At 35.6% G+C, this 21,548-nt stretch carries 27 protein-coding genes; 19 read left to right on the top strand and 8 right to left on the bottom strand.

Annotation, left to right across the window (positions count from 1 at the left end):
* Positions 1-195 precede the first annotated feature (195 nt).
* Genes KYG33_RS08675 through KYG33_RS08660 form a run of 4 tightly spaced genes read left to right on the top strand, consistent with a single transcriptional unit; the run spans position 196 to position 2,870 of the window.
* Positions 196-564, top strand: a complete 369-nt coding sequence (locus KYG33_RS08675; protein WP_077418374.1) for a hypothetical protein — start codon at positions 196-198, stop codon at positions 562-564.
* A 54-nt stretch (positions 565-618) separates the two neighbouring features.
* Positions 619-1,137, top strand: a complete 519-nt coding sequence (locus tag KYG33_RS08670) for a GNAT family N-acetyltransferase (protein ID WP_077418376.1) — start codon at positions 619-621, stop codon at positions 1,135-1,137.
* Positions 1,138-1,187: 50 nt separating this feature from the next.
* Positions 1,188-2,192: an acyltransferase family protein gene (locus KYG33_RS08665; RefSeq protein ID WP_077418378.1), complete on the top strand. Its 1,005-nt coding sequence runs from the start codon at positions 1,188-1,190 to the stop codon at positions 2,190-2,192.
* Positions 2,193-2,228: 36 nt separating this feature from the next.
* On the top strand, positions 2,229-2,870 hold the full coding sequence (locus KYG33_RS08660; protein WP_047378498.1) for a uracil-DNA glycosylase: 642 nt from the start codon (positions 2,229-2,231) through the stop codon (positions 2,868-2,870).
* Here the strand turns inward: KYG33_RS08660 and KYG33_RS08655 are convergent.
* The 3 genes from KYG33_RS08655 to KYG33_RS08645 form a co-directional block, all read right to left on the bottom strand.
* Positions 2,857-3,366, bottom strand: a complete 510-nt coding sequence (locus KYG33_RS08655) for a hypothetical protein (RefSeq protein WP_077418380.1) — start codon at positions 3,364-3,366, stop codon at positions 2,857-2,859. The two genes, KYG33_RS08660 and KYG33_RS08655, sit on opposite strands and share 14 nt — an antisense overlap.
* Positions 3,367-3,383: 17 nt before the next feature.
* Positions 3,384-3,875, bottom strand: coding sequence for a DUF456 domain-containing protein (locus tag KYG33_RS08650; protein WP_219073081.1), 492 nt, complete (start codon positions 3,873-3,875; stop codon positions 3,384-3,386).
* A 78-nt stretch (positions 3,876-3,953) separates the two neighbouring features.
* Positions 3,954-5,138, bottom strand: a complete 1,185-nt coding sequence (locus KYG33_RS08645) for a carboxypeptidase-like regulatory domain-containing protein (protein WP_228408883.1) — start codon at positions 5,136-5,138, stop codon at positions 3,954-3,956.
* 270 nt (positions 5,139-5,408) lie between these two features.
* On the opposite strand from KYG33_RS08645, the gene KYG33_RS08640 reads away from it, so the two are divergent.
* The 11 genes from KYG33_RS08640 (at position 5,409) to KYG33_RS08590 (ending at position 15,418) form a co-directional block, all read left to right on the top strand.
* Positions 5,409-6,677, top strand: coding sequence for a mechanosensitive ion channel family protein (locus KYG33_RS08640; RefSeq protein ID WP_180564323.1), 1,269 nt, complete (start codon positions 5,409-5,411; stop codon positions 6,675-6,677).
* A gap of 177 nt (positions 6,678-6,854) precedes the next feature.
* Positions 6,855-7,574, top strand: a complete 720-nt coding sequence (locus tag KYG33_RS08635) for a pyridoxine 5'-phosphate synthase (protein ID WP_077418386.1) — start codon at positions 6,855-6,857, stop codon at positions 7,572-7,574.
* Between the two features lie 145 nt (positions 7,575-7,719).
* A complete protein-coding gene (locus KYG33_RS08630) occupies positions 7,720-8,499 on the top strand; it encodes an alpha/beta fold hydrolase (RefSeq protein WP_219073080.1) in 780 nt (259 codons plus the stop codon).
* Between the two features lie 114 nt (positions 8,500-8,613).
* Complete coding sequence (locus tag KYG33_RS08625; protein WP_077418390.1) at positions 8,614-8,850, top strand: microviridin/marinostatin family tricyclic proteinase inhibitor; 237 nt, start codon at positions 8,614-8,616, stop codon at positions 8,848-8,850.
* Between the two features lie 52 nt (positions 8,851-8,902).
* Positions 8,903-9,127, top strand: a complete 225-nt coding sequence (locus KYG33_RS08620) for a microviridin/marinostatin family tricyclic proteinase inhibitor (protein WP_047387582.1) — start codon at positions 8,903-8,905, stop codon at positions 9,125-9,127.
* Positions 9,128-9,200: 73 nt separating this feature from the next.
* A complete protein-coding gene (locus KYG33_RS08615; protein WP_219073079.1) occupies positions 9,201-10,157 on the top strand; it encodes an MvdC family ATP-grasp ribosomal peptide maturase in 957 nt (318 codons plus the stop codon).
* Positions 10,150-11,154, top strand: a complete 1,005-nt coding sequence (locus KYG33_RS08610) for an MvdD family ATP-grasp ribosomal peptide maturase (protein ID WP_077418394.1) — start codon at positions 10,150-10,152, stop codon at positions 11,152-11,154. The genes KYG33_RS08615 and KYG33_RS08610 overlap by 8 nt, the downstream gene beginning before the upstream one ends.
* Positions 11,155-11,413: 259 nt before the next feature.
* Positions 11,414-12,427, top strand: a complete 1,014-nt coding sequence (locus KYG33_RS08605; RefSeq protein WP_077418396.1) for an NAD-dependent epimerase/dehydratase family protein — start codon at positions 11,414-11,416, stop codon at positions 12,425-12,427.
* Positions 12,424-14,193, top strand: a complete 1,770-nt coding sequence (locus KYG33_RS08600) for an AMP-dependent synthetase/ligase (RefSeq protein ID WP_219073078.1) — start codon at positions 12,424-12,426, stop codon at positions 14,191-14,193. The genes KYG33_RS08605 and KYG33_RS08600 overlap by 4 nt, the downstream gene beginning before the upstream one ends.
* A 21-nt stretch (positions 14,194-14,214) precedes the next feature.
* A complete protein-coding gene (locus tag KYG33_RS08595; protein ID WP_180564319.1) occupies positions 14,215-15,273 on the top strand; it encodes a diphosphomevalonate/mevalonate 3,5-bisphosphate decarboxylase family protein in 1,059 nt (352 codons plus the stop codon).
* Position 15,274: 1 nt separating this feature from the next.
* A complete protein-coding gene (locus tag KYG33_RS08590) occupies positions 15,275-15,418 on the top strand; it encodes a hypothetical protein (protein ID WP_180564318.1) in 144 nt (47 codons plus the stop codon).
* 54 nt (positions 15,419-15,472) lie between these two features.
* Here KYG33_RS08590 and KYG33_RS08585 read toward each other — a convergent pair whose 3' ends face one another.
* Complete coding sequence (locus tag KYG33_RS08585) at positions 15,473-16,555, bottom strand: endonuclease/exonuclease/phosphatase family protein (protein WP_180564317.1); 1,083 nt, start codon at positions 16,553-16,555, stop codon at positions 15,473-15,475.
* 108 nt (positions 16,556-16,663) lie between these two features.
* Here KYG33_RS08585 and KYG33_RS08580 point away from each other — a divergent pair, with 108 nt between their 5' ends.
* The gene (locus tag KYG33_RS08580; RefSeq protein WP_219073077.1) at positions 16,664-17,104 is read left to right on the top strand and encodes a nuclear transport factor 2 family protein; all 441 of its coding nucleotides are present in this window, start codon (positions 16,664-16,666) and stop codon (positions 17,102-17,104) included.
* Between the two features lie 34 nt (positions 17,105-17,138).
* The gene (locus tag KYG33_RS08575) at positions 17,139-17,516 is read left to right on the top strand and encodes a VOC family protein (protein ID WP_219073076.1); all 378 of its coding nucleotides are present in this window, start codon (positions 17,139-17,141) and stop codon (positions 17,514-17,516) included.
* Positions 17,517-17,519: 3 nt separating this feature from the next.
* Here KYG33_RS08575 and KYG33_RS08570 read toward each other — a convergent pair whose 3' ends face one another.
* Entirely contained in the window at positions 17,520-17,903 is a 384-nt protein-coding gene (locus tag KYG33_RS08570) for a DUF1634 domain-containing protein (RefSeq protein ID WP_047378474.1), read from the bottom strand.
* Positions 17,903-18,733, bottom strand: coding sequence for a sulfite exporter TauE/SafE family protein (locus KYG33_RS08565; RefSeq protein WP_077418408.1), 831 nt, complete (start codon positions 18,731-18,733; stop codon positions 17,903-17,905). Before KYG33_RS08565 ends, KYG33_RS08570 begins: the two co-directional genes overlap by 1 nt.
* 97 nt (positions 18,734-18,830) lie before the next feature.
* Here KYG33_RS08565 and KYG33_RS08560 point away from each other — a divergent pair, with 97 nt between their 5' ends.
* Both KYG33_RS08560 and KYG33_RS08555 read left to right on the top strand, forming a co-directional pair.
* Positions 18,831-19,382: a DUF1543 domain-containing protein gene (locus KYG33_RS08560; RefSeq protein WP_180564316.1), complete on the top strand. Its 552-nt coding sequence runs from the start codon at positions 18,831-18,833 to the stop codon at positions 19,380-19,382.
* A gap of 25 nt (positions 19,383-19,407) precedes the next feature.
* The gene (locus KYG33_RS08555) at positions 19,408-20,520 is read left to right on the top strand and encodes a 5-(carboxyamino)imidazole ribonucleotide synthase (RefSeq protein WP_219073075.1); all 1,113 of its coding nucleotides are present in this window, start codon (positions 19,408-19,410) and stop codon (positions 20,518-20,520) included.
* Positions 20,521-20,702: 182 nt separating this feature from the next.
* Here the strand turns inward: KYG33_RS08555 and KYG33_RS08550 are convergent, their stop codons facing one another.
* Together KYG33_RS08550 and KYG33_RS08545 are read right to left on the bottom strand one after the other, a co-directional pair.
* Entirely contained in the window at positions 20,703-21,074 is a 372-nt protein-coding gene (locus KYG33_RS08550; protein WP_219073074.1) for a hypothetical protein, read from the bottom strand.
* 26 nt (positions 21,075-21,100) lie between these two features.
* Complete coding sequence (locus tag KYG33_RS08545; RefSeq protein ID WP_219073073.1) at positions 21,101-21,517, bottom strand: hypothetical protein; 417 nt, start codon at positions 21,515-21,517, stop codon at positions 21,101-21,103.
* Between the last annotated feature and the right edge of the window lie 31 nt (positions 21,518-21,548).

Genomic DNA, 21,548 nt, shown 5'->3' with positions numbered 1-21,548 from the left:
AACTTTAAATCTGATGTTTTTTTTGAACCCTTAAAATGATAAAAGTTTTAAGGTTTACCGATGGATCTAAATACCTTGATACATAAAGTAAGTGATCCGTATGATTGAAAAAACAGAATAATTTTTTTTTGAAAAAGAAAAAGTTTGAATGTATAATGGTTAAGGCTTATATTTATTGCACTAATAACTATAACTATGAAAAATTTACTGCTTGCCCTTCTTTTTCTTTTGGCAGGTATTCAGGCTCAGGCCCAGATTCAGATTCAGAAAAATGAGATTGAAAAAAATGAAAAGAAATCCATTAGCAGAACTCCCCAAAAGACCGCTGGTAAAAAACTTCCGGTGAAAAGCTTAAAAAATAAGGACCGTAAAAAAATGGCTGGCCATAGCAATAAAAATAATAATGTCCGTAAAAAAGAACACAAAAAAAGTGATCAGGATAAAACAGAATCAATTGTTATTTACGAAAAAAGCTATACTGTAAAATACGGGGTGTATTTATTTATGAATCTGGACGCTGATGAAAGCGGATTCTCAGAAACCTTAGTATTAAGAGATATCTGAAATAGCTTTAGTAAACATAAAAATTTATTTACAACCACTTATCCTATCTGAACAATGAAACTAGAAACCTCAAGGTTGATTTTAAACGGTATCAATGAACAGCATACCGAAGATATTTTAAAAATCCGAAGCAATCCGGAGGTCAATAAATTTGTGAAAAGGGTTTCACCGAAGACAAATTATGATGCCCTTCAGTTTATTTTAACGATTAAGGAAAGAGTTCAGAATAATCAAACCGTGTATTGGGGAATTTCTTTAAAAGATCAGTTGAATCTTATCGGAACAATCTGTCTTTGGAATTTTTCTGCAAACCGGAAAACAGCAGAAGTTGGTTATGAATTATTGCCGGAATATCACAGACAGGGAATAATGTCTGAAACATTGAAAGCAGTTTTAGATTTTGGGTTTAACGAATTGCATTTACAGGAAATTGTAGCGATTACCAATAAAATTAATGAAAACTCAAAAGGACTTCTTGTAAAACATGACTTTATTTTGTTAGAGGGAAAGAAAGATGAAGGCTTTCCGGATAACATTATTTTTAGTTTAAAAAGACCGTCCGGTAATGAATAATATAAAATCTAACAGGTTTTTTCTATCTTTATCGCCGATTGAAATTATATATGAAAAATGAAATAAAATCTTTAACGGGGCTTAGAGGGGTTGTTGCATTATGGGTAGCTTTTTTTCATTTTAGTTTTTTTAGAAATGAATTCATTCAGGATATAGTAGGGAAAGGGTATGTGGCAGTGGATATCTTTTTTGTATTGAGTGCTTTTTTATTGACTGTTTCTTATTCTGGAAAATTTAAAGAACTTAATTATAAAACAATAGAAATTTTTTATAAAAAAAGAATCAATAGAATTTATCCTGTATACATTGTATCGGTTGTTTTTATTGCATTGTTTTTAATGAAGACTTCTATAGCAGGGCTTCTGATTAATGCGACCTTATTACAATGCTTTTTTAATCCTGATTACCTGCTGAATGTTGTCTATTGGTCGCTAAGTACAGAGTGGGTTTGTTATTTGATTTTTCCGTTTATACTATGGTTTGTCCTGCATTATAAAATACGAAGCGAAGTTTTAATTATTGCAAGTTTGGTTTTGAGATTTATGCTTCCCTATCTCCCAGGCCATTTGTATATAGGTTCTGAACATTCCATGGAAGTAGGCGAATCACCAAGATATCTTGATCTTCCTTATGGTCTTGTTTCCCTTCTGAGAACAGTATCTTCTTATTTTCTTGGAATTGGGGTTGCTCTTTTACCACTATTTAAAATGAAGAAGGATACCCTCGTTATTTATATCATTCTCTTACTGTTTGTATCTATGTTGTTTATTGAAAAAGGATTGTTATTTATTCCTTTATTATCAGCATTGATGATAAAATATCTGTATGAAGGAAAGCAAAACTATTTAAAAACATTTTTAGAAACCAAGGCAGTGTATTTCCTGGGGAATATTTCTTATTCGCTATATATTATCCATTATATTGTGAAGAAGCAGGATTTCGTTATTGTGCATTCTTATCATCTTAATAATCTGTTATTGATATCTTTTTCGTTGTTATTATCCTATGTTTCTTATATGCTGATCGAAAGAAAACTGAAGATATTTAAAGTATAATGCAGGCCCTTATTTTAATATTATTATTTTTGCAGTATGACGTGGACAGAAATTTTAGCCCCTATAAAGAGTACAGAATACTTTACAACCCTTTGGGAGAAAGTAAAGAATGAATATGCAACAACTAAAGTTTTTCCACCGAAAAATCAGATTTTCAGAGCACTGGAGCTGACGGCTTTTGATGATGTTGAGGTCGTTATTATTGGTCAGGACCCTTACCATAATGATTTTCAGGCCAATGGTTTGTGTTTTTCTGTTTCTGAACAGGTTACTGCACCGCCATCACTTAAAAATATTTTTATTGAGTTAAAGGATGATTTAGGAGTGGTGAGAACTTCCAAAGAATTGGATGACTGGGGAAGACAAGGTGTTTTGTTGCTGAATGCTACGTTAACGGTTCGCGCTCATTCACCCAATTCCCATAAAGATCTGGGTTGGGAAAAATTCACCAATTTTATCATTAAAGAAATTTCAGATAAAAAAGAGAATGTAGTATTTGTTTTATGGGGTGCTTTTGCACAAAAAAAAGCCGAACTCATAGATCCGGCTAAGCATTTTATTCTGAAATCGGCGCACCCTTCACCATTTTCTGTATACAGAGGTTTTTTTGGGAGTAAGCCTTTCTCAAAAATTAATGAGTATCTTGTTTCCAAAGGCAAGAAGCCTATTTCGTGGTAGAATCTGTTGATTGATCTGCCTTTTTTATTGTAATTCCGATTTTATATTTTCCGGCTAATGCTTTTGTTCCGTCCTGTTGTTTTGGATATGGAGCAACATCTTGTAAGGTAATGGTATACCCATTGAATTCTGCCGACTGGCGGTAATTCCTTCCCGGATAATCTATGCTTGCGAGATTCAGAATCATAGGTCGTGTAGAAGTTCCCATTACTTCCACCTGAGCAAGAGCGGCTCCGGCCCAGATACAATTGACTCCTTCAGGACAACGGCTGTCTTCAGAAACCCCTTTGAATGTCACATTCATCTGGTATTCTTTTAAAAACTTATTTTCTCCTTCATTAAGGTATATAACACCATCTTTCTGACTATTAGTGCTTGTTGTTTTAGTACCTGCAGGCATTTCAGTAGTTTTTGTGTTAATCTTAGATTTCTTTTGGGCATCGCATCCTGTTAATGCGAAAATTCCCAGGCTGAGTATGATAATTTTATGGAACATAGTTTCTTATATTTTAATTAAATAACGTTAAACATATTAAGAAGTACTACCAAAAACATTGCCACTCCTACCACAAAACTGAAACCGATTCCGTAAATGAATCCAATCAGTGCTCCTTTGGTAGATTGTAAGGCTTTATTCATATCCTTACTGTCATGAAGTAATTCACCAATAAATACCCCTGCAAACATTCCTATAAGGAAACCCAGGGGAATCGGAATAAATATACCAACAATAGTTCCTATTACAGACCCGATGCTTCCCCAGCGTGTACCTCCATATTTTCTGTTGGTTTTTGCAGGAATGACATAACTTAACACTACAGATGCTGCTGTAAGAATTCCGAATGCCCAGATATAGATCATAGGAAGATCCGCATCCGTCCCGAATTTATAGATCAGAAGCCCGCAGATGCTCAGCAAAAGCCCCGGCAAAACAGGAAGAAAAGTTCCCAATATCCCTACAAACAGGAGAATAAGGCAGAATATATTAATAATTGTCGTATCCATTCTTTTTAAAATATAGATGCAATATAAAAAAAGTGGCCTTATAAAAGACCACTTTGAGAACTGAGTTATAAAATTTTATTACAAATTTAAGATTACGTATTCCAGAATCGGTCCTGCTTTACCGATATTTCCACTGGCGTGGTTATGGAATGTGGTATAGTAGATATTTCCACTGCTTGTAGTTGCTGAACATGATCCCACATAATCACCATGTGCCTGGTGGGCGTTCCATGCATTCTGATTAATGGTAATGGTAATATTGTTACCACTTGCCGTATGATGGCAGATTGTCATCTGATTATTGTTTAACGATGTTCCGACAGGTGTTTTAGGAGCTGTTGCATTTACATACTTATTGGTTCTTATCATCAATGGTTCATTATCTTTCTGTACCAATACTTCCCAGAACAAAGGATCATAATACTGGATTTTTTGCCACAAAGGCTGATCATACTGAATATCTAATGTGCTAAATCCTATTGCTGAAGCCATAGCAGTATTGGAAACGCTACAGTTATTATACATCGCACTATTACCATTGGTATTAAAACAGATCTTTGTAAGATCCAGAAAGCCTCCATAAACACCGCAGTATGGTGCATTTTTATCTCCACCTACCAGATAGGCTGCAGCCCAGTCTGAAGTATAAATGCTTCCACCATTCGTGATAAAAGTAGAGAGATTACTGAAAACAGAAAGGTCATTACTCGGATAATTGGTTCCTGAGTAATTGAAGTTACGTGAACCACAGTTCAGGAAAATAATATCGTACTGAGAAATGGTGTTGAAGTTTTTTAAATCCTGATAGCTAATTTCTGTTGCTGTATAACCAAGACTTGTAATTATAGTTTCTATTTCGTCATAACTGCCTTCTACATAAGCTATTTTTGCAATCTGATTCAGCTTTGAATCTTTGCTTGCTACACTGGTTGTTTCATTTTTTTTAACGGTAACTGGAACTTCTGTTCTGAAGTTTAAACCATTTCCTGTCTGAATGTGAAGTGTAGAGTTTCCTTCAGGTGCAGTTAGACTGAATGTACCATCTGCATCGGAATAGGTGTGGTAAACCTGATTTTTACTATCAATAGTAAATACAATAGCTCCTCCAATAGGTTTTGTTCCGTTTTTAGCAAATACTTTACCTTCTACTGTTCCGGTGGGTATCGGTTTGGTGTCTTCGGGATTGATTGACTCATCTCCACCTTTACAGTTTGCTAACAGTACAAGGCTGCACAGCATGATGAACAAGTAATTTTGTTTCATATTTAATTGATTTTTATGGGTTAGTTTTAATCAAATTTAATAATTTTTTAATATTAAAACGTTAAAATTGTAATTGTTTTTAATATTATTTACTTTATGTTGATTTTTATAGTTAAATTTTCATTTATAATCAGGGGTTGTAGAGGATTTGATATTTTTCAGTTTTTCTCAAAAATATTTTTATCAAATATCTTCTGATGAATAACTTTTGGGATGAAAATTGATTATGAATAGTAAAATGATGATTCTTAATTTCATAAATTTGCTGTAATGAATGACCAGTTACAAGAAACTAAAAACTTTATACAGGAGCTGAGCGAACAGCTTTACATTTATATTACCCAGATATCACCTTCCGGGTTGGACTGGGTTTTCCATATTATTGTAAAACTGAGCTTACTTGTTGTCCTGTTTTTAATTACTGATTTTGTTTTTAAGTTCATCATCAATTTTGTATTCAGGTTATTTCATAATGAACAGAAATTTCCCATCTTAAAATCTATTTATCAGGCCAAAATCACCAACTCTGTAGCTCATTTTGCTGCTCTGATTGCTGTAGCTGGCATCCAGGGATCCATATTTCCGGAAAATGCGCTGCCGAAGACAACCATTTTTATCATAAGATGTATCAATCTGGGATTGGTATTAATGTTAGCAGGAATGCTTTACAGATCACTGACGGCTTTCAGAAACTATTTCAGCATCAAACAGGATTTCTACAAGATTATGGCGCTTAATGCCATTTCAGAAACTGTAAAGATTTTAGGACTTTTTATATTTACCGTAGTAGGGTTTTGTGTGATTTTTGGGATCAAAGGAACCACAATCGTAGGAAGTCTTGGGGCGATTACAGCAGTGCTTGTACTGGTTTTCAGAGATACAATATTAGGATTTGTAACAGGACTTCACGTTGCCACTTCTAAAAATTTAAAAGTAGGAGACTGGGTAAGCATTCCAAAATATACTATTGAAGGGAATATTACGGAAATAAATCTTTTAACGACTAAGATCACCAATTTTGATAAAACGGTTTCCACTATTCCTACTTATGATTTGATGACCACTGAGATCAAGAATATGCAGGTGATGTCTGAGTCTAATACCCGAAGAATAAAAAAATCCATTTACTTCAACATCAATTCTTTTAAGTTTCTGACTGATGAAGATGTTGAGCGCTTAAAGGAGATTAACCTGATTTCAGATTATCTGGAAGAAAGGACTTCAGAGATCAAAAAAGAAAAAGAAAGCCTTGAACATAGAGATAAAATTGTGAATGGAAGGCAGCTTACCAATATCGGTGTTTTCAGATATTATGCACAGAAATATATTGAAAATGATCCGGATGTAGACAAAAATGGAACCCGAATGGTACGTCAGCTAGAGATTACCCCGCAAGGGCTGCCCCTTGAAGTGTATTGTTTTGCCAGTGACTCTCAATGGGAACGTTTTGAACAGATTCAGGCCGATATTTTTGATCACTTATTAGTCGCTTCAAAAGAATTTGAACTTCAGGTGATGCAGGTAAGTGTAAAAGTGTAAAAGAGCTGGAAGACGGAAGAAGGAAGCTGGAAGTTTCAGAACCTTTTAAACAAATTTTAAATTAAATTTTTAAATGATCATAAATGTGGAAGACCAATAGAAGTACAAAGTCTGGATTTACTTCCAGCCCCATGCTTCCACCTTCTAACATCTTATATCTAACATCTAAAATAAAAAATGACAAAACTAAGCGTAAACATTAATAAAATTGCGACGTTAAGAAATGCAAGAGGAGGCGAAACCCCAAGTGTTACAGAAGCTGCTGTAAAAATTCAGGAATTCGGAGGGCAGGGAATTACCATCCACCCAAGACCTGATGAAAGGCATATCACAAAAAAAGATGTCTATGATCTGAAACCGTTAGTTACGACTGAATTTAATATTGAAGGAAATCCACATCAGAGTTTTATTGATATGGTATTGGAAGTGAAGCCGGAGCAGGTAACTTTAGTGCCGGATGCTGATGATGCAATTACATCTAATGCAGGCTGGGATACTAAAAAACATCTTGATTTCCTTACAGAGATTATTGCAGAATTTAAAAAATCAGGGATCCGTACTTCTGTTTTCCTTGATCCTTTGCCGGAGTTGGTAGAATATGCTGCTAAAACAGGCGCAGACAGAATAGAACTGTATACCGAAGCTTACGCAAAAAATTATCTGACCAATAAAGAACAGGCTATAAAACCTTATTATGACACAGCGGTTGAAGCTACCAATTTTGGATTGGGAATCAATGCAGGTCATGATCTAAGCTTAGAAAACCTGAAATACTTTGCAGACACCATTCCAAACCTGTTGGAAGTATCTATCGGACATGCTTTGGTTTCAGAAGCACTTTATATGGGATTGGAAAATACAGTTCAGGCTTATCTGAAGAGACTGGCAAAATGGTAATAATTAAGAAACCGGAAGTTAGAGATTAGAGGTTGGTAAAACTTCGTTTTTGGCTCTCATGTGTTTTGCAGGTTTATAATGCAAACAATGCTACAGGGACTTATTATCTGACTTCTGATTTCTTACATCTAACTTCTAATACAATATGGAAATTTTAAATTCAAAAATATTCGGCGAAAATTCAACTCATACGCCGCTTCTTGTATTTCACGGATTATTTGGAATGCTTGACAACTGGGGAAGTTTCGGAAAAGATCTGGGAGAATATCTACCCGTACATCTTATTGACCTTAGAAACCACGGAAGAAGCTTTCATTCAGAAAGTATGTCTCATGACGATCTGGCAGATGATATTGCGCACTATATGGATCATTATGGAATTCAGAAAGCTCATGTTTTAGGACATTCTCTAGGTGGTAAAGCAGTGATGCAGTTTGCTATAAAATATCCTGAACGTGTTGAAAAACTGATTGTTGTTGATATTTCACCTAAAGCATATCCGCCACACCACCAGGGAATTATCAAAGCACTTGAAACTGTTGATTTCAATACCGTAGGTTCAAGAAATGATGTAGAAGCAGTTCTGAACCAATATATTCCAGAAAAATCTACCGTACAGTTTTTAACGAAAAACCTGTATTGGGATGAAAATAAAAAGCTGGGCTGGAGATTCAATCTTAAAACATTATCTGAAAAATATAACGAATTTGTTTCCAATGCTGTTAAATTCGGTGTTTTTGAAGGTGACTCACTCTTTATTGCGGGCGAAAAGTCCAATTATATCCTGCCTCAGGATGAATTTGGGATCAGACAGCAATTTCCTAAAGCTAAGGTAGTTACAGTGAAAAATGCCGGACACTGGGTACAGGCAGAGAATCCGGTTGATTTCGCAAACGTTGTTAAAGAGTTTCTTGAATTGAATTAATTTTATTCTTTGATTTTTTATATTATGTTAAATTTTTATTAAAAACCAATATTATTTCTCCATGATTTGAATTTTTTGTATTTTGGATTTCCAAAACAATAAAAATATTAACTTATGGAAAACAAAAATTCAAAAAAGAAGCCATTTTTTGCGTCATTCTTAGAAAAACAGGTTAAAGATCCTGAAACAGTAAAAGGAGGAGGTATTACTTCTGTATTGGTAGATCAGATTACTACATCCCTTCAGGACCAGATCACTACACCTCTTAAGGATAATGTTACCAAGCCTGATAATGATAATGTAACGATGAAATATCCTTCTGATGGGGATGATGATGTTTTAGATGTGTAAGAATATACATACAGCTTAAGCTAAATTATATATCAAACTAAAACTAAACATTATGAAAAACCAAAACTCAAAGAAGAAGCCTTTTTTCGCATCATTCTTAGAAAAACAGGTTAAAGATCCTGAGACAGTAAAAGGAGGAACTGATATGTCAATTCCTGAAAGAGACGTTATTACAAAACCGGCAATAGACGTTGTAACTTCTCCGAAAGATGATATGATGCACACGCTGAAATATCCATCTGACGGTGATGATGATGTAATCACTATTCCACTATAAAATCAGTAGAATATTTAATAAATAGTAGGGGAAACTTAAACATTAAGTTTCCCTTTTTAATAAAAACCGGCAAATGATTCTCTGCATCACCCATTCACAGGATTTTTATAATATCGATATCTTTTTCGAATACCTGGCCTCCAAAAATATCCCTTATTTTAGACTGAATTCTGACCGATTGAATCACCTTCAGAAAATCAGCATTCATGAAAATTCATTTGAATTGACTGATGAATATGGAAATACTATTCATTCTGATGCGATCAAAGGAGTATGGCACAGGAAAGCATGGAGAATCAGTGCTCCTGAAGAATTGGATAAGGACTATGAACGAATTTTCCTGAACGAATATGGAAGCCTGCGTTACAATCTGATCACTGCCTTAGAGCATATTCCCTGGATCAACCCTTATGAAAATGAAAAAAAAGTAGATGGGAATAAGATATTTCAGCTGAAAATTGCAGAAAGAAATAACTTAACCATTCCCAAAACTGTATTTTCCAATGATGAAGAGAAAATAACAACATTTTTTCATCAATACTGTCAGGGGAAAGCAATTGCCAAGCTTCATGGAGTAACAGCGAAAACGATGTCAGGAGAAAATATGATGTCCACTACAATTATTGAAGAGGAATCACTTGAAAACCTTGCAGACATTGCTTACTGTCCAATGATTTTTCAACCCTACATCGACAAAGAATATGAATTGAGAATCGTCTATGTAGGCGGTGATTTCTTTACAGGAAAGATCAATAACAGTGAAAATGCAGATTGGAGGGTAGCTCGTGAAGGCTATTTCTGGTCAGCTTACGAACTTCCGGATTTCATTAAAACCAATCTCACTTCCATGATGAATGAAATGGGACTTTATATAGGAGCCATCGATATCATCAAAGGGAAAGATGGAGAATATTATTTCCTTGAAGTTAATCCACAGGGAGAGTGGGGAATGCTGCAAAAAGAACTGGGATTTCCCATTGCAGAAAGAATTGCCGATAATCTTATCAACAGAATCAATTTCCATGAATAAAATTTTAATTATAACCCATACCGCAGATAATTTTTCTATTGAAAAAGTAACAGAATACATTGAAAAAAATAACTGTGAAGTCATTCGTTTTGATGTTGACGTCTATCCTTTACAAAACAAACTGTCTACCATTTTTCAGGATGGAGAATGGATAAGTTTTCTTGAAACTCCAGATGCAAAACACCGTTTGGATGATATTTCAGCCATCTGGTACAGAAGAGCTTACAATATCGGAAAAGGACTGAAAGAGGAAATGGACTCTAAGTTTTACGGTGCGGCAATGGGAGAAATCAGAAATACACTTTTCGGTTTCTTTGAATCTGTGGATGCTTATTCTTTAGGAAAACCAAGTGTGTACAGAAGACTCGACAGTAAAGAAGAGCAATTGAAAATTGCAGATAAACTAGGGCTGACCATTCCGGCTACATGTCTTACCAACAATCCTGATGAAGCCAGAAAATTTATTCTGAAACATCAGAATGTAGTGGCGAAAATGCAAACCGGTTTTGCCATCTATGAAGACGGTGTGGAAAATGTAGTGTTTACTAACGTTGTCAGCGAAGATAAACTGGAAGAACTGGATTCATTATTGTACTGCCCTATGCAATTCCAGCAAATGATTCAAAAGAAAAAAGAACTTCGTATTACCATTGTGGGAAGAGATGTTTATGCATTTGAAATAGACTCCCAGCAATCTGAAGATGCCAAAGTAGACTGGAGAAAAGATGGAATTAATCTGATTGATAAATGGAACAGAACAGAACTTCCTGGAGATGTAGAAGCAAAACTGCTTGAACTTCTTGATATCTATAACGTAGATTACGGAGCGATAGACATGATTGTTTCCCCTGAAGACGAATATTATTTCATCGAGATCAATGCAGCAGGAGAATTCTTCTGGCTGGATAATCTTACAGAAGGAAACCTTATTTCCAAGAGTATTTCAGACGTTCTGTGTGACAAAGCTCCAAGGAGAAATAATGAGGTAATGGCTTAAGAACAAAGTGTTTTTAATCATAGAAGTCCTGAAAGTTGTATATTCTTTCAGGACTTTTAAATATAATAACCTGTTGTGATTTAAATTTTTCCTGTATGTTGATTTCTGAGTGATAATATTGGTTAAATAAAGTTGAATTATGCTTTAAAAATCGCAAATTTGCAGAAGCAGTTTTTCTAAGGAATTTTTGCCGGATCCGGAAGAATTGCCGGATAGAAAATATTGTTATATTTTAGTCAGTAATCAAGTAAAATAATTAATGATTTTTGTAACGGGTGCTACCGGAATTCTGGGAAGAATAATTGTACTGGAGCTTCTTAAAAGGGGTAAAAATGTACGTGCTTCCAAAAGACCGGGCAGCAATTTAAACGAAGTAAAGCATTCATACAGCTTTTATACAGAGAATCCCGACGATTTTTTCAACAAGATCGAATGGGTAAATGTAGATTTTGATGATCTCAATTCTCTGACAACAGCACTGCGAGGTGTGGATGAGGTGTATCATTGTGCCGCAAAAGTGAGCTTTCATCCCAAAGATGAAAAAGAAATGTACCGTACAAATATTAAAGGTACAGAAAATCTCCTCTTTGCATGTGAAGGATCAGACGTTAAAAAATTTCTTCATGTGAGTTCCGTTGCCGTTCTTGATAATTTTAATGAAAAAGGAGAACTGGACGAAGATTCTGACTTTAATCCAAAACTGGAACACTCTGCCTATGCTATTTCAAAACATTTATCTGAGATGGAAGCATGGAGAGCTTCAGCAGAAGGCTTGAATGTAGTCATCATCAATCCGGGAATGATCGTAGGAAGCGGAAACTGGAATCAAAGCAGTGGAGAACTTTTCTCAACCTTTGAAGATAACAGTTTTACTTTTTCAGGAGGTTCTGCCTATGTTGATGTAAGAGACGTAGCCCATACTGCAATCGGGCTCATGGAAAATAATCTTTTCGGAGAACGTTTTATCATTGTTGCTGAAAATAACAGATATGCCGACCTGGCAAAACAGGTAAGAACCCGTCTGGGGCTTAAAGATGCCAGAATTCTTTCACAATCCATATTAAATATCGGAAGAATAGCCAATATCCTTTTCGGATGGCTGATTCCCAAACTGAAAATGGCTACCAAATCAAATATTGAAGCCATTTCTTCATTCAACACCATTTCCAATCACAAAGTCAAAGAAAAACTGAACTATCAGTTTATTCCTGTAAAAGAAAGTATAGACTTTCACCTGAATAATTATATTAACGACAAAAAGCTGAAGAAATGAATCTTGCAGAGGCAATTATCCTTAAAAATGTAGAAAAACATCCTATAAAAGCAGCCATCGGATTTAAAAAGAAAGATGGAGCCTGGAAAGAGCTGAGCTGGAAAAAATTCAGTGAGGTTATTTTTAAAACAGCCAATGCTTTAAAGGAGGCTGGAGTTCAGGAGAATGACAGAGTTGCTATTTATTCGGATAACTCATCAGAATGGATGATCGTTGACCTGGCTTCAATGGCCATTGGCGCCGTTACGGTACCTATTTATTCAACCAATAATGCGGAGCAGGCAGAACATATCATTAACGATTCCGGAGCTAAAGCTGTTTTAGTAGGAAATCAGATGCAGTATGATGCCTGTCTTGAGTTTTTACATAATGAAGAAAACAATCTTGAAACCATTATTGTTTCTAAAAAAGCAGTATGGATCAAGAAAGAATTCAATAGTTTTTATCTTGAAGATTTTATCGCAAAAGCTTCTCCGGAGCTGGAGATATACAAAAAGGAAAATGATGATACTGCTACATTGATCTATACTTCCGGAACTACCGGAATTCCGAAAGGGGTAATGCTTACTCATGGAAATTTTATCAAAGCATTTGATTCTCATTTTGAATTTTTTAAGTTTAAAAACTTCGAGGAAGAACTTTCGCTGGCATTCTTACCATTAAGCCACGTTTTTGAAAGAAGCTGGAGTTTATTATGCTTATATGGCGGAGCTCGCGTGTATTTCCTGGAAGATCCGAAAAATGTAGCCAAAGCACTGGAAGAAGTAAAACCTACTGCCATGTGTGCGGTACCGAGGTTTTTCCAGAAAGTATATGCAGGAGTTCTGGAAAAAGCAGAAGAAGGTTCATCATTGAAGAAGAAAATCTTCGACTGGGCTCTTAAAACCGGATGGGAAACTGCTGAATTGAGAAGAAATGAAAGACCAATTCCTTTTGGATTAAAATTCAAAGAAGCTGTCGCAGACAGATTGGTTTTCAGTAAAATAAAAGAAAAAATGGGTGGAAGACTTTGGTTCTTACCTTGTGGAGGAGCTTCATTGTCACCGGAAGTTACCCGTTTCTTCGATTCAGTGGGAATTCACGTGACAGTAGGTTATGGATTGACAGAGACTACTGCAACATTGACACTTTTCCCTTTAACACATTTTGAACATGGTACGAGCGGAAAGCCTTTACCGGGTGTTGAAATGCGTATCGGGGAAAACGATGAAATTCAGGCGAGAGGAAATGGAATCATGAAAGGATATTACAATAAACCTGAAGAAACCCGGAAAGTATTCACAGAAGATGGATGGTTCAAAACCGGTGATGCCGGAAAGTTCGATGATAAAGGAAATCTTATTATCACAGATAGAATCAAAGATCTGATGAAAACTTCCAATGGAAAATACATTGCTCCACAACAGATTGAAAATCTTCTGACCAACAATAATTTTATCCAGCAGATTATGCTGATTGCGGAAGGAAGACAGTTCGTTTCAGCGTTGATTGTTCCAAATTTTGAATTTTTACAGGATTATATTAAAAAGAATGGTATTCCTTTCACCAATTGGGAAGATGCTGTAAAAGATGAAAAGATCATCAACCTTTATAAAGAGAAAATAAAAGAATTACAGAATCACCTGGCGGACTATGAAAAAGTGAAGAAATTTACTTTGATGCCGGCAGAATTTGATATCAATACAGGAGAAATTACTCCTACACTGAAAGTCAAAAGAAATGTAGTGATCAAAAAATACGCGGATATTATAGAGAAAATGTACTAAGCAGTACAGTTAAATTAGACTATGACGACACAAGATTTTATAGGAAAAGAAAATTTCACCATTCATACACAAACGGTTTCAGAAAGCTGCCCATCTAATATTGCCCTGATTAAATACTGGGGAAAATATGCGGATCAGATTCCTGCCAATCCGAGTATCAGTTATACCTTAAACCATTGTAAAACCAATACCTCAATGGAATTCATCGCGGATGGAGCTTTTTCGGTACAGACCTTTCTGGCTGGAAATGAAGAAGTGAAGTTTGCCGAAAAAATTGAGAAATATTTTAAAAATATAGAACAGTATCTTCCCTGGATTTTAAAAGGAAAATATATCATCAGAACAGAAAATACATTTCCCCACAGTTCAGGAATAGCAAGTTCAGCTTCAGGATTTGGAGCCATTGCAAAATGTCTGATGGCACTGGACACTTCATTTACAGGAAAAACTTCTGGAGAAGAATCTTTGAGAAAGGCATCATTTTTAGCAAGATTAGGAAGCGGAAGTGCATGCCGAAGTTTGTATAACGGACTTGTGGTATGGGGAAAAACTGATGAGGTAGAAGGAAGCTCAGATCTTTTCGGGGTACAGTATCCGGATGCTGAAATTCATGATGTATTCAAAAACTTTAACGACTGGGTTTTACTGATTCATGAAGGGCAGAAAAGTGTTTCCTCAACAGTAGGACACGGGTTGATGAATACCAATCCTTATGCGGAAAGAAGATTTCAGGAAGCAAGGGAAAACTTCGTCCCAATGAAAGAGATCCTGAAAAAGGGAGATATGGAACGTTTCATCAAGCTGGTAGAACATGAAGCACTTACGCTACATGCGATGATGATGATGAGTGATCCTGCTTTTATACTCATGAAAACAGGTACTTTGGCGGTTATCAACAAAATCTGGGATTTCAGAAGAGAAACTGGCCTATCATTATTCTTTACGCTGGATGCTGGAGCTAATGTTCACATTCTGTTCCCAAATAATGGGACTGAAGAACAGATTAAAGCCTTTATTGAAGCTGAATTATTACAGCACACACAGAAAAATGGAGTAGTGAAAGATATTATGAAGTTCTAGTATGCAAAAGAAAAAACTTTATATTCTCATTGCTGTTTTTATTGCTGTATTACTTATGTTTTTTACTGAATATGAAGTAGGGACGGAAACAGGCAGCTGGGGTAGAAACAGAACTATTAACTGGGGCTGGAACTTTGGATTTTAATATAAAAATAGCATTGAATATTTAATAAAAGTGGGTTAAAGCCCACTTTTTTTATTAATCTTCAGTAACAACAGTTTCACGTTCGCCATCTTCTTTTTTTCCTTCTTCTATCATAATTTCAGCCTCTGCTTTCTCTTCGGAAGTCGCTGTTTCAATCAATTCTTCCTGTTCATCGTTGTGATGGTCTATGAAAAATTCGCAGTATACCGGAAGGTGGTCTGAACCAAAATTTTCCAATGTCTTCAGCTGTTTAATAAAAATATCTTCACTATGAAACATCAGATCGATAGGAAATCTTAAAAGACGGTATTTCGCATGGAAGGTAGAAACAAAAGAATGCCCGATTCTCGGATCTATCAGATGACTTGTTTTTCTGAAAAGTACAGATGATCTTGACCATGCAACATTATTGAAATCTCCCACTACAATAACAGGTTTTTTAATGTCTTTTACACATTTGGCAGTACTTAGAAGATCGCCGTCTCTTTCCTTTGAAGTTTCTTCTTCCGTAGGACTCGGCGGCGGCGGATGAACCCCGAAGAAAACAAAAGAAAAACCAGCAGCTGTTTTCATATGGATCTCAATACTCGGAATATCATCAGCTACGAAATAATGGGTCTTTGCTTCTTTGATTTCAATTCTGGAATAGAAATGCATGCCGTAAGTATTTTCAAGAGTCACTTTATGTTGGAAGCCGTATTCTTTTTCTAAAGATCTCATAGCATTTTCCCAATCACCATTGCTTTCCATAGTCATGAAAAAATCAGGATTATGTTTTTTAATAAGTCCGGTGAATTTCTCATATTCTTTATTGAACTGATAAACATTGGCAGAAATAAAATGCAGTTTATCAGAAGACTTGTGACGCTGTCTGTGTTTTTTTACTGGGTAAAAACGGGTGTATTTGATGAGGGTATGGCTGTGATGAACAAATAAGACCAGCAGAAGCCCCTGGTAATACCATAAATATCCATTAGAATCAGTAAAAAGGCCTAACAGAAAAGTAAGAAATATAAGGTAGGTGATTTGTATTTTAGCAAATTCTGGCACCCTGAATATCCAGTGTGAATGCTGAATTTTTGGCAGTATTGTCATGACCAGCAGAAGTATGGCCAAAGTCAGATAAATAATCCACATAAAAGCTCTGAAATAATTTTGACCACAATTTAAGGAAAATGAATTTTAAAATTTGTTAATCAATTTAAATTTTATTTTATCTATTTTTAATTATCTAAATCATATACTATGAATAAAATAATTATATTTCTTCTTCTGATCAGTATTTCGGGTTTCGGTCAGCAGAATAAAGATATTGAAAAACCTATCCGTAACTTATTCCTTGGTATGAAAAATGCAGATCCGGAACTGGTAAAATCGGCCTTTGCTGAAAATGCCGTTCTTCAAACGATCGCAAAGGATGGTGTTGTAAAAAGTGACAGCATACCGGATTTTGTTGCTTCGGTTTCAAAATTTACAAAAGGAGATCTGGATGAAAGGATTGTTATAGAAGCCATTCATACAGATGGAAACCTGGCCAGTGTATTTACACCTTACTCTTTTTACTTAAAAGGAAAATTATCACATTGCGGGGCTAATAGTTTTCAGCTGGTAAAGCAGAATAACGAATGGAAAATCCAGTATATTATTGATACAAGAAGAAAAGACAACTGTAAAGAAATACAATAATAAAGTTCAATTGAAAATTAATTTAAAATAGAAAATGAAGATCCATCATATTGCAATCATCTGCTCAGATTATGCCGTTTCAAAGAAGTTTTATACGGAAATTTTAAACCTGAATATCATCCGGGAAGTATATCGGGAGGAAAGACAGTCTTATAAACTTGATCTCGCTATTGGAGATCATTATGTGATTGAGCTGTTTTCTTTTCCCAATACTCCACAACGTCCGTCACGTCCTGAAGCATGCGGTTTAAGACATCTTGCTTTTTCTGTTGAGAATGTCTCGGAAAAACGGAATGAACTGCTAGGAATGGGATTGGATTGTGAAGAAATCCGTATAGACGAATTCACCGGAAAAGAATTTTTCTTTACCCAGGATCCCGACCACTTGCCGTTAGAGTTTTATGAAATGTAAAAATTAGTGTGCATAGCCTGCAAAGAAACTCACTGCCATAATCGCTAAAACAATAGAAGAAATGACTACATATACGTAGTCTTTTTCTTTTAGATAGCCTATTAAAGCGAAAACAATTCTCATTAAAGGGGTGAAGATCAACAGAAGAATTCCCAGCTGAATAATAGCCATTCCTTCTCCTTTACACAGGGAATTCCAGAAATGTCCCCATACTTTCTCTGAAGAAGTACCTACCACAAGGCTGGTATATTTTTCGGGCATTTTGAAACCCTCAAAAAATAACTTGATAAAACCAATCAGGGATGTTGCCACAGAAAGAATAACACCCAATCTCAGAAGGTTTCCTACGGAGCGGTTCAGATCTACATCTGTAAAATTCTTTTTCATTATCTGAAGCTTTTGTTGATACCGTTATACATCATATAAACCGAAAGAATGGTAATCACAATGGCAAAAAATACCTTTAATTTTTTTGTCTTTGATACCATCAGTGTTTTTGAACCAATAAAACTTCCGATGACAACTCCTATCAATACCGGAGCTACAATGACAGGAATAATTTCTCCTCTCTGGAAATAGATCAGTGCACTCGCTACTGCCGTTACTCCGATCATAAAATTACTGGTCGTTGTAGATACTTTGAAAGGCAGTTTCATCATATTATCCATTGCCAATACTTTCAGCGCACCAGAACCTATTCCTAATAACCCAGACATTGCACCGGCAAACATCATCATCAAAAATCCAGGAACTGTATTTCTTGCAGAATAGTTTTTCAATATTCCTTTATCAGGGAATGTTCCGTACAATTTCAGTTTATCTTCAAGACTTCCTTTGATCAGAGGTTCCTGGTGATCGGGCTTTCCTTTAAGATTTAAAATAACTGTTAAAAGAAGAATACTTGCGAAAATAATTCCGATTGTATTGGGGTTAAGCATTCCGGAAACCAGAGCACCCGCAATAGCTCCTGCTGTGGTGGCAATTTCGAGAAACATCCCGATTCTCATGTTGGTAAATCCTTCTTTGACGAAAGCTACGGCCGCGCCGGAAGAGGTACCAATCACTGAAATAAGTGAAGCACCGATAGCATAATGCATTGGAACGCCGAATCCCAGCGTTAATAAAGGAATGATAATAACTCCCCCTCCTAAACCCGTAAGTGAACCTAAAAGACCAGCGGAAATTGCGCCAAGGAAGAGTATGATGATTTCTGACATACTACAAATAATGTTACAAATATAAAATTATTGTAGTAGTCTGCCAAACATTTGAAAAAGATAAATTTAACGTATTTTTGCATGCATGAAAAATGTAATGAAATTATTTTATGTTATCCTTGGGGCAACTCCTAAAGGAAGAAATATTGAGCAGCACGATGTTTTCTTCGGAATAGCAGAGAATCTTAAAGATTTGATTCCGGATATGAAAGAGTTTTGGAAGGAAGCAGAAGGTAAAATTCACCTGGATTGTTATCAGGAAGTCAAATTTGCTGACGGCTATGAAGTGGAAATTGTAGAGAAGGAAGAGAAATCATCAGAAGACCAATTGTTTTTCCTCAATCTGGGAGGGTATAAGCCGGGGTTTTTTGAAGAATTCCATGAGCAGCATTTAATGGTGGGGCAGTCTATGGGAGAGATTGTAAAAAGGGCAAAAGCTACCGAGTTTTATCAGACAATGGGCTTTGAAGGAGCTGTAAGCCATATTGATGATAAGCATGGAGTGGATATTGATGATATTTTCAATGTGAGTGATATTCTTCCTGCCTATATGAAAGAAAAATACACTATCATTCTTAAAAAATCTGATGCAGAAAATCAGGAGAACCCGATGGGACTTGGGTATTTAAAAATCGATAAAATTCAATAAGAAGTAAATTTAATAAAAATAAAAAATGAAAATAGGAATTCTGGGAGGCGGACAGCTGGGAAGAATGCTGATACAAAGTGCACTGAAGTATGACGATGAGTTTTATACTCTGGATCCGGCTTCTGATGCGCCATGTCATAACATATCGTATTTTACACAGGGAAATTTTAATGACTATGATACAGTTCTGAACTTCGGTAAAGACAAGGATGTTGTAACCATTGAAATAGAACATGTAAATGCTGATGCATTGGCAGAACTTGAAAAGCAGGGAATAAAAGTTGTTCCTAATGCCAGTATCATCAAAACGATCCAGCAAAAGATCCTTCAGAAAGAATTTTATAAAAGCCATGATATCCCAAGCCCGGAATTTCAGGTAGTTTGGAATAGTGATGAGAAAATCATTATGCCATTGCCGTTTGTTCAGAAAATGAATACAGGCGGATATGACGGAAAAGGAGTACAGGTGATCAAAACGGAAGAAGATTATCAACACTTATGGACGGAAGCTTCTGTCATTGAAAGTCTGGTAGATATTGAAAAAGAGCTTTCCGTAATTGTGGCAAGAAATGAAAAAGGAGAAACCAATATTTTCCCGGTGACGGAAATGGTTGCTGATCCCAAATTAAATCTATTAGACTTCAATGTATGTCCGGTTCTTTTAACAGAAGATGTTCAGAATCAGATTGATTCCATAACAGAGAAATTTCTAAATGCGGTGAACTCTCCGGGATTGTTTGCTATCGAATTATTTCTTGACAAAGAAGGAAAAATATGGGTGAATGAAACCGCTCCGAGACTGCACAATTCAGGACATCAGAGCCAGGAAGGAAATACCAATTCTCAATTTGAGCAGATGTACCGAGTGGTGAAAAACTTACCTTTAGCCGATACTGATGCTATCACTTACAGCGGAATGCTGAATCTTGTTGGAGCAGAAGGATACGCTGGAAAAGTAGTCTATGACGGAATGGAAGACGTTCTTAAGTTACCTGAAACCTACATCCATTTATATGGGAAAACAGAAACCAAGCCAGGAAGAAAAATGGGACATATCAATGTTCTTGCAGACTCCAGAGAAGAACTTATGGAAAAGCTTGTTATTGTAAAAGGTATGATGAAAGTAATTTCCGAGTAATCCGTTTAAAATAATTAAAAGGGAGCTGTTTAAAAATTTAAACAGCTCCCTTTTTTGTTATACGGTTATTCAATAGGAGCGGGCTTTAGCCCTTTTATAAAATGATTATAAATTCAATTGGCTTTAGCCAAAACTTAAAAACTAAAATCTAATGCTATTGATGATTTAATTGTTTTGATTTATCAAGGATTTTTAACCACCTCGATACTGTCTTTCTTATAATTGTATTTGATATAGCTTCCTAAAGCTGTTGACAGAACTGAAAATTCTTCCAGTTTTGTAAGCGGAGCATAGAGTTTAAAAGTACAGATATCCGTTGCAGAAATAAAAGGATTAGTGACTAAATGGCTATGGGTAGCCATTGTTACAGTACCTCCGTTTTCCAATGACGTAAAAGCCGGAATAAGCCTTGAATGAAATTTTTTACTGGAAATAATAGTACCCTTTTTATCAGAAATAAAAAGATAATCATTTCCGAAGGGGATGACTCCGGACTGTGCAGTACCTGGTATTAAATATACCTTATAGTTTTCATTAAACGGAATAATAATCATATTAAGACTATATCCCTGTGGTACCGTTACCTCATATTTTGGATCATATAACTGTGGTATAATGGCTGATCGGATATTTTTAATGTGCTTTCAGTTTCATTAAGTTCTCTTTGCTTATAACTTTCATCTATTGGTTTTGTTTGGTTATTTTTAAAAGAAAATTCGGCGATGATCAGATTACTGCTTTTATTAAGAAAAGCTGTTTTTATATTATTATCGTTGGTTTGATAGGTGATGTAGCTTCCGGTATTTTCAGCCAAATTTTTGTTATTGCCTACAAGATCTCCGGCATGCCATGATGCACTTTCATATGAATAGAGTAGGTTTCCTTCTGCTTTGATGGAATCTAGTTTCTGCCGGAGCTCCTTATCAGAAAGAGTAAGGCTTTGTGCAGAGATAATCATTGAAACTAAAAAGAATAATAATCCGATAGTTGGTCTCATAGGTTATTTTTTGAGCCAAAATACGAAATTG

It is taken from the genome of Chryseobacterium sp. D764 (assembly GCF_019317325.1).
GTDB lineage: Bacteria > Bacteroidota > Bacteroidia > Flavobacteriales > Weeksellaceae > Chryseobacterium.
Note: the sequence above shows the minus strand (reverse complement) of the source record. Positions and strands in the feature narration are given on the sequence as shown.

What these genes read in the sequence shown, in the direction of transcription:
- KYG33_RS08675 (WP_077418374.1), top strand. Translation starts at nt 196, where the DNA reads ATGAAAAATTTACTGCTTGCCCTTCTTTTTCTTTTGGCAGGTATTCAG.
- KYG33_RS08670 (WP_077418376.1), top strand. Translation starts at nt 619, where the DNA reads ATGAAACTAGAAACCTCAAGGTTGATTTTAAACGGTATCAATGAACAG.
- KYG33_RS08665 (WP_077418378.1), top strand. Translation starts at nt 1,188, where the DNA reads ATGAAAAATGAAATAAAATCTTTAACGGGGCTTAGAGGGGTTGTTGCA.
- KYG33_RS08660 (WP_047378498.1), top strand. Translation starts at nt 2,229, where the DNA reads ATGACGTGGACAGAAATTTTAGCCCCTATAAAGAGTACAGAATACTTT.
- KYG33_RS08655 (WP_077418380.1), bottom strand. Translation starts at nt 3,366, where the DNA reads ATGTTCCATAAAATTATCATACTCAGCCTGGGAATTTTCGCATTAACA.
- KYG33_RS08650 (WP_219073081.1), bottom strand. Translation starts at nt 3,875, where the DNA reads ATGGATACGACAATTATTAATATATTCTGCCTTATTCTCCTGTTTGTA.
- KYG33_RS08645 (WP_228408883.1), bottom strand. Translation starts at nt 5,138, where the DNA reads ATGAAACAAAATTACTTGTTCATCATGCTGTGCAGCCTTGTACTGTTA.
- KYG33_RS08640 (WP_180564323.1), top strand. Translation starts at nt 5,409, where the DNA reads ATGAATGACCAGTTACAAGAAACTAAAAACTTTATACAGGAGCTGAGC.
- KYG33_RS08635 (WP_077418386.1), top strand. Translation starts at nt 6,855, where the DNA reads ATGACAAAACTAAGCGTAAACATTAATAAAATTGCGACGTTAAGAAAT.
- KYG33_RS08630 (WP_219073080.1), top strand. Translation starts at nt 7,720, where the DNA reads ATGGAAATTTTAAATTCAAAAATATTCGGCGAAAATTCAACTCATACG.
- KYG33_RS08625 (WP_077418390.1), top strand. Translation starts at nt 8,614, where the DNA reads ATGGAAAACAAAAATTCAAAAAAGAAGCCATTTTTTGCGTCATTCTTA.
- KYG33_RS08620 (WP_047387582.1), top strand. Translation starts at nt 8,903, where the DNA reads ATGAAAAACCAAAACTCAAAGAAGAAGCCTTTTTTCGCATCATTCTTA.
- KYG33_RS08615 (WP_219073079.1), top strand. Translation starts at nt 9,201, where the DNA reads ATGATTCTCTGCATCACCCATTCACAGGATTTTTATAATATCGATATC.
- KYG33_RS08610 (WP_077418394.1), top strand. Translation starts at nt 10,150, where the DNA reads ATGAATAAAATTTTAATTATAACCCATACCGCAGATAATTTTTCTATT.
- KYG33_RS08605 (WP_077418396.1), top strand. Translation starts at nt 11,414, where the DNA reads ATGATTTTTGTAACGGGTGCTACCGGAATTCTGGGAAGAATAATTGTA.
- KYG33_RS08600 (WP_219073078.1), top strand. Translation starts at nt 12,424, where the DNA reads ATGAATCTTGCAGAGGCAATTATCCTTAAAAATGTAGAAAAACATCCT.
- KYG33_RS08595 (WP_180564319.1), top strand. Translation starts at nt 14,215, where the DNA reads ATGACGACACAAGATTTTATAGGAAAAGAAAATTTCACCATTCATACA.
- KYG33_RS08590 (WP_180564318.1), top strand. Translation starts at nt 15,275, where the DNA reads ATGCAAAAGAAAAAACTTTATATTCTCATTGCTGTTTTTATTGCTGTA.
- KYG33_RS08585 (WP_180564317.1), bottom strand. Translation starts at nt 16,555, where the DNA reads ATGTGGATTATTTATCTGACTTTGGCCATACTTCTGCTGGTCATGACA.
- KYG33_RS08580 (WP_219073077.1), top strand. Translation starts at nt 16,664, where the DNA reads ATGAATAAAATAATTATATTTCTTCTTCTGATCAGTATTTCGGGTTTC.
- KYG33_RS08575 (WP_219073076.1), top strand. Translation starts at nt 17,139, where the DNA reads ATGAAGATCCATCATATTGCAATCATCTGCTCAGATTATGCCGTTTCA.
- KYG33_RS08570 (WP_047378474.1), bottom strand. Translation starts at nt 17,903, where the DNA reads ATGAAAAAGAATTTTACAGATGTAGATCTGAACCGCTCCGTAGGAAAC.
- KYG33_RS08565 (WP_077418408.1), bottom strand. Translation starts at nt 18,733, where the DNA reads ATGTCAGAAATCATCATACTCTTCCTTGGCGCAATTTCCGCTGGTCTT.
- KYG33_RS08560 (WP_180564316.1), top strand. Translation starts at nt 18,831, where the DNA reads ATGAAATTATTTTATGTTATCCTTGGGGCAACTCCTAAAGGAAGAAAT.
- KYG33_RS08555 (WP_219073075.1), top strand. Translation starts at nt 19,408, where the DNA reads ATGAAAATAGGAATTCTGGGAGGCGGACAGCTGGGAAGAATGCTGATA.
- KYG33_RS08550 (WP_219073074.1), bottom strand. Translation starts at nt 21,074, where the DNA reads ATGATTATTATTCCGTTTAATGAAAACTATAAGGTATATTTAATACCA.
- KYG33_RS08545 (WP_219073073.1), bottom strand. Translation starts at nt 21,517, where the DNA reads ATGAGACCAACTATCGGATTATTATTCTTTTTAGTTTCAATGATTATC.